The organism is Psychrobacillus sp. Z3-81, assembly GCF_056620325.1.
Map to the genome: position 1 here is coordinate 1 of NZ_JBWQPU010000040.1, position 289 is coordinate 289.

Genomic DNA, 289 nt, shown 5'->3' on the forward strand with positions numbered 1-289 from the left:
TGACGACGACCGACGCGGACGCCCTCGCCGACGTCCTCGCCCGCTGGAGCGCAGCCGTGGCCACCATGACCACCGGGACGCCCGTCGGGGGAGCCGGTGGGCTCGGCGGGGCCGCCGACGAACCGCCCGCGGACACCGGGGAGGCGCACGAGCTCCCCGCCGCGCACCTGACCGTGACGCTCGGGTACGGCCCCGCGCTGTTCGACGACCGGTTCGGGCTCGCAGACCGTCGGCCCGCTGCGCTGGCGGAGCTGCCGAACCTTCCGGGGGAGCAGCTGGACCCCGCCCG

The 289-nt window shown here is 77.9% G+C and carries 1 protein-coding gene; it reads left to right on the forward strand.

Annotation, left to right across the window (positions count from 1 at the left end):
- Positions 1 to 289: Dyp-type peroxidase domain-containing protein (locus tag AC1ECF_RS17540; protein ID WP_480390726.1), on the forward strand; the 289-nt coding region annotated here is incomplete at both ends.